At 76.9% G+C, this 5355-nt stretch carries 1 protein-coding gene; it reads left to right on the top strand.

The features are described 5' to 3' along the window. Positions 1–206 precede the first annotated feature (206 nt). The coding region (locus AAHZ94_RS27865; protein WP_349996262.1) for a non-ribosomal peptide synthetase at positions 207–5355 on the top strand (5149 nt) is incomplete at its 3' end.

Below are 5355 nucleotides of genomic sequence, written 5' to 3'. Positions count from 1 at the left end.
CCCCAGCCCCGCGCCGCCGAAGCCCCCCCCCCCGCCCCCCCACCCCGCCCCGCCCCCCCCCCACGGCCCCCCCCCCCCCCGGGCCCCACGCCCCCCGCCCCCCCCCCCCGGGGGGGCGCGCCCCCGCGCGGCCCGCGCCCGCCCGCGTGCCAACCCCATCCCCGTTCCGTCATGGCCGTACGAGCTGTACCGCTGGGAGATTCCGCATGAGTCCACGCCGTGCCGACCGCCTGCCGCTCACCGCAGCACAGCTCGGACTCTGGTCCGCCCAACAACTCGACCCGGCCAGCCCCGCCTACCTGACGGCGGAGTACGTCGAGCTGACCGGACCACTGGACGAGCAGGCGTTCCTTACGGCGCTGGAGCGCACCATCGCCGAGGCGGACGGGCTCGCGGTGCGCTTCGTACGGGGAGTGGGGGAGGCGGTCGAGGACGCTTCTGGTGCCCAACTGGGCGTAAATGAGCCCGAGTTGATGGCCTGTCAGGGGGGCGGGACGGTGGACGCTCCCGAGGCCGTGTGGCAGGAGGTCGGGGGCGCGCCGCCCGAGCCGCCGCTGCGGATCGACCTGCGCGGCGAGGGGGACCCGGACGCGGTGGCCGCCGCTTGGATGGACGGCGACCGGGCCGTCCCGGTCGACCTGGAGAACGGCGTCCTGGTGCGGCACGCGCTGCTGCGGGTGGGCGAGCAGCGCTGGCTGTGGTACCACCGCTGCCACCACATCCTGCTCGACGGTTACGGCTTCTTCCAACTGGCCCAGCGGGTCGCCGAGGTGTACCAGGCGCTGGCCGTCGGCGCCGAGCCGAGCCCCAGCCCGTTCGGGTCGATCCGGGACGCGGTCGCCGCCGACCTGGCCTACGCGGGCTCCGCGGACGAGCGGGCCGACGCCGCCTTCTGGCACGCCCTGCTCGCCGACCGGCCGCAGGCCAGCGGCCTCGGCACCCGCACCGCCGGGCCCTCGCACACCTTCATCCGGCACCACACCCGGCTCGACGCGGAGCGGGCCGCCGCCCTGGAACGGTTCGCGAAGGCGTGCCGCGCCTCCTGGCCGGAGGCGGTCTTCGCCGCCAGCGCCCTCTACCTGGCCAGACTCGGCGGCGCCGACGACGTCGTACTCGGCCTGCCGGTCATGAACCGCACCGGCACCCCGCTGGCCCGGGTGCCCGCCACCGCGGTCAACGTCGTACCGCTGCGCATCGCCGTCACGGAGCGCGCCCCGCTCGCCGCCCAGGTGCGGTCGGTGACCGAACTGCTCCGCCGCCAACGCCGCCACCAGCGCTACCGGGGCGAACAACTCCGGCGCGACCTCGGCCTGTTCGGCGCCGGTCGGCGGCTGGTCGGGCCGCAGATCAACATCAAGCCGTTCCCGCCGGCCCTGCGGCTCGGCGCCGTCACCGGCACCGTGCACTACCTGTCCGCCGGCGCCGTGGACGACCTGACCTTCACCGTCAGCGGGCTGCCGGGCGCTGACGGGCTCGCGCTCACCGTGGACGGCAACCCCGCGCTGTACTCGGCCGCCGACCTCGCCGCGCACGGCGACCGGTTCACCGACCTGCTGGCCCGCCTCGGGGACGCCGACGCCACGGCGCCCACCGGCACGCTCGGCGTGCTCGGGGCAGTCGAACGGCGGCGCGTGCTGACCGACTTCAACGCACCGGGCGCCGGCGGCCAGCCGGGCGCCGACCTCGATGCGGCCATCGCCGGCCACGCCGCGCACCGACCGGACGCGGTGGCCGTACGCGACGCCGCGGGCCAGTCGCTCGACTACGCCGAACTCGACCGCCGGGTCACCCGGCTCAGCCGCGCGCTGACCGCGCACGGCGCGGGCGCAGGGCGGCTGGTCGCCGTTGCCCTGCCGCGCCCCGCCGCCCTGCTGGTGGCGCTGCTCGCGGTGGCGCGCAGCGGCGCGGGTTACGTACCCGTCGACCCCACGTACCCGGGCGAGCGCATCGGCCACATGCTGCGCGACGCGGCGCCGATCGCGGTACTGACCGACGCCGCGGCGACCACCCCCGAGTGCGCCGCGGCGGTGGCCGCCGGACCGTGGCCGGTCCTCGCGCCAGGGGACGCGTACGCGGTGGGGGTGGTGGACGGGGTGGACGGGGTGGACGAGGCTGTGGCGGGTGACCCCGAGATGGCGGGCATCCCCGATCCGGTGGGTGTGCCTGACGCGAGGTCAGGCGCGGTGGACGTGGCGTCGGGCGTCGCGGACACGGATGCGACGGGCGCCCCGGGCACGACGGCAGATACCGCCCCGCACACCCCGGCCGCGCACGGCGAGCAGACCGCGTACGTCATCTACACCTCGGGTTCCACCGGCCGACCCAAGGGCGTGGCCGTGCCGCGTCGGGCGCTGGCCAACCTGCTCGCCACCGCGCGGCACGAACTCGGCCTCACCGCCGACGACCGGCTGCTCGCCGTCACCACCGTCTCCTTCGACATCGCCGCCCTGGAGCTGTTCACCCCGCTGCTGGCCGGTGGCACGGTGCTGCTGGCCAGCGCCGAGCAGGTGCGCGACCCGTTCCTGCTGCGCGACCTGATCGCTGCGGCGGGGCCCACCGTCATGCAGGCCACGCCCTCGCTGTGGCGGGTGCTCACGGACGCCGTGCCCGAGGCGCTGACCGGCATCAAGGTGCTCACCGGCGGCGAACCGCTGGCCCCCGACCTCGCCGACCGGCTGGCCGGGCTCGGTGCCGGGGTGGTCAACCTGTACGGGCCGACCGAGACCACCATCTGGTCCACGGCCGGCACCGTGAGCGCCACGCCCTGCATCGAGTCCGCCGCGATCGGCGCACCGCACGTCGGCCAGCCGCTGTGGAACACCAGGCTGTACGTGCTCGACGCGGCGCTCCACCCGGTGCCGCCGGGCGCGGTGGGGGAGTTGTACATCGCCGGCGCCGGCGTCGCGCTCGGCTATCTGGGCCGGCCCGGGCTGAGCGCCGAACGCTTCGTCGCCGACCCCTTCGGGGCTGCGGGAACCCGCATGTACCGCACCGGCGACCTGGCCCGCTGGAACGCCGACGGCACGGTTGACCTGCGCGGGCGCGTGGACCAGCAGCTCAAGGTCCGCGGCCACCGCATCGAACCGGGCGAGGTCGAAGCGGTCCTGCTCACGCACCCGCGGGTGCGCGAGGCCGCCGTGGTGGCCAGGTCCTGGGAGGCGGCGGCAGGGGACCCGGCGGAGGACGGGCCGGGAGCGCTGGCGCTGGTGGCGTACTGCGTACTGGCCCCGGACGGGCAGCCGACCGACTCCGCGGCCGGTCCCGCGACCGACCTCACGACCGGCCCGGCCGCCGGCCCCACGGCCAGCGTCACGACCGACCAAGCAACCGCCCGCGAACAGGCCCCGCACGCCGCGCCCGACACCGCACCAGACACCGCCACCCTGCTCCGCGCCCACCTCGCCGACACGCTGCCCGAGTACGCCGTGCCGGAGGCCCTCGTGGTGCTGGCCGCGCTGCCCCGCACGCCCAACGGGAAGCTGGACCGGGCCGCGCTGCCGGCGCCCGGGCGGCGGGGTGCACGCGGTGGCAGGGCGCCGGTCAGTGCGGCCGAGCGGCTGTTGGCCACGCTGTTCGCACAGGCGCTGCGGGTGCCCGAAGTGGGGGCCGACGACGACTTCTTCGCCGCCGGCGGCCACTCGCTCACCGCCGCCCGGGTGGTGGCCGCGCTGCGCACCGCGACCGGCGTGGAACTGCCGGTACGGGCCCTGTTCGACCACCCCACGGTGGCCGCGTTCGCCCGCGAGATGGAGCGGGCCCGCACCCGGCGGGCGCCGCTGACCCGGCAGCCGCGCCCGGCCCGGCTGCCGCTCTCGCCCGGCCAGCGCCGGCTGTGGTTCCTCTACCAGGCGGACGGCGCGACCCCCACCTACAACGTGCCCCTCGCCCTGCACCTGGCGGGGCCCGTCGACCAACAGGCGCTGCGCGTCGCCCTGCACGACCTGCTCGACCGGCACGAGGTGCTGCGCACGCTCTACCCCGTCCCCGCGGACGGCGACGGCGAACCGGTCCAGCAGGTGTTGCCCGCCGCCCGGGCCACGGTGGAACTCACCACACACGCGGTGGACGACGACGCGGTGGACGCGGCGATAGCCGCTGCGGCGCGCCGGCCCTTCGCCATCGAGCGGGGAGTGCCGCTGCGCGCCCACCTGTTCACGCTCGCCCCCGACCGGCACACGCTGCTGCTCGTCCTGCACCACATCGCCGGCGACGAATGGTCCCTGCCACCGCTGCTGCGCGACCTGGCCGCCGCCTACCGGGCCCGGCTGGCGGGCGCGGCGCCGGCGCTGGCCCCGCTGCCGGTCAGCTACGTCGACTACACGCTGTGGCAGCGGGCCGGCGCGGCCGAACGGGAGGCCGCCGCACTCGCCCACTGGCGCGCCCAGTTGGCCGGCGTGCCCGAACGGCTCGCCCTGCCCTGGGCCAAGCCGCTCGCCCAGCCGCCGAGCGGCCGGGGCGAGGTGCTGCACTTCGCCGTGGGCGGTGACGTCTTCGCGCGGGTGCGGGGGCTCGCGCTGGAGGCCAGGTGCAGCACCTTCATGGTGGTGCACGCCGCGCTGGCCGCAACGCTCTCCCGGCTCGGTGCCGGCGACGACATCACCATCGGCGTTCCGGTCGCAGGCCGCACCGACGCCGCCCTGACCGATCTGGTCGGCTTCTTCATCAACACCCTCGTACTCCGCGCCGACCTGTCCGGCGCCCCCACCTTCCGTGCCCTGCTCGCCCAGGTCAGGGAGGTGGACCTGGCGGCCATGGCGCACCAGGAACTGCCCTTCGAGCGGGTCGTGGAAGAGCTCAACCCGGCCCGCGGGCACGGGCTGAGCCCGCTCTTCCAGGTGCTGCTCGCGGTGCGCGAGGAGTTCGCCGCCGCCGACGCCACGGCGGGCGGGGCCGGCGAGGGGTTCCCCGGCCAGTTCGGGCGTCCCGAGCTGGTGTCGACCGGCACGGCCAAGTTCGACCTCCAGTTCACCCTCTCCGAGGACCCGGCCGCCGGCACCGCACACGGGCAGGTCGAGTACGCGGCCGACCTGTTCGCCGCCGCGGACGTGCAGCGGATCGTGGCCGCGCTGCTGCGGCTGCTCGACGCGGTCACCGCCGACCCCGACGCGCCAGTCGCCACGGTGGACCTCATCGGCGCCGCCGAACGGCGCCGGCTGCTCGCGGCCCCCGGCGGGGACAGCCGCCCGATCGCCCCGGCCGGCATCGCCGAACTGGTGGCCGCCCAGGCCGCGGCCACCCCCGCCCGGCCGCCGGGGGGGGGGCGGGGCGCGCGGGGGGGGGGGCGAGGACGACCGGGGCTACCGGGTGCGCGAGGGCGGTGCCGGGGGCGCGGACGGCCGGATGGGCGGTGCTTCC

The organism is Streptomyces sp. HSW2009 (assembly GCF_040240285.1).
In the GTDB taxonomy this organism is placed as follows: Bacteria; Actinomycetota; Actinomycetes; order Streptomycetales; family Streptomycetaceae; genus Streptomyces.
This window is presented reverse-complemented; position numbering and strand designations above follow the sequence as displayed.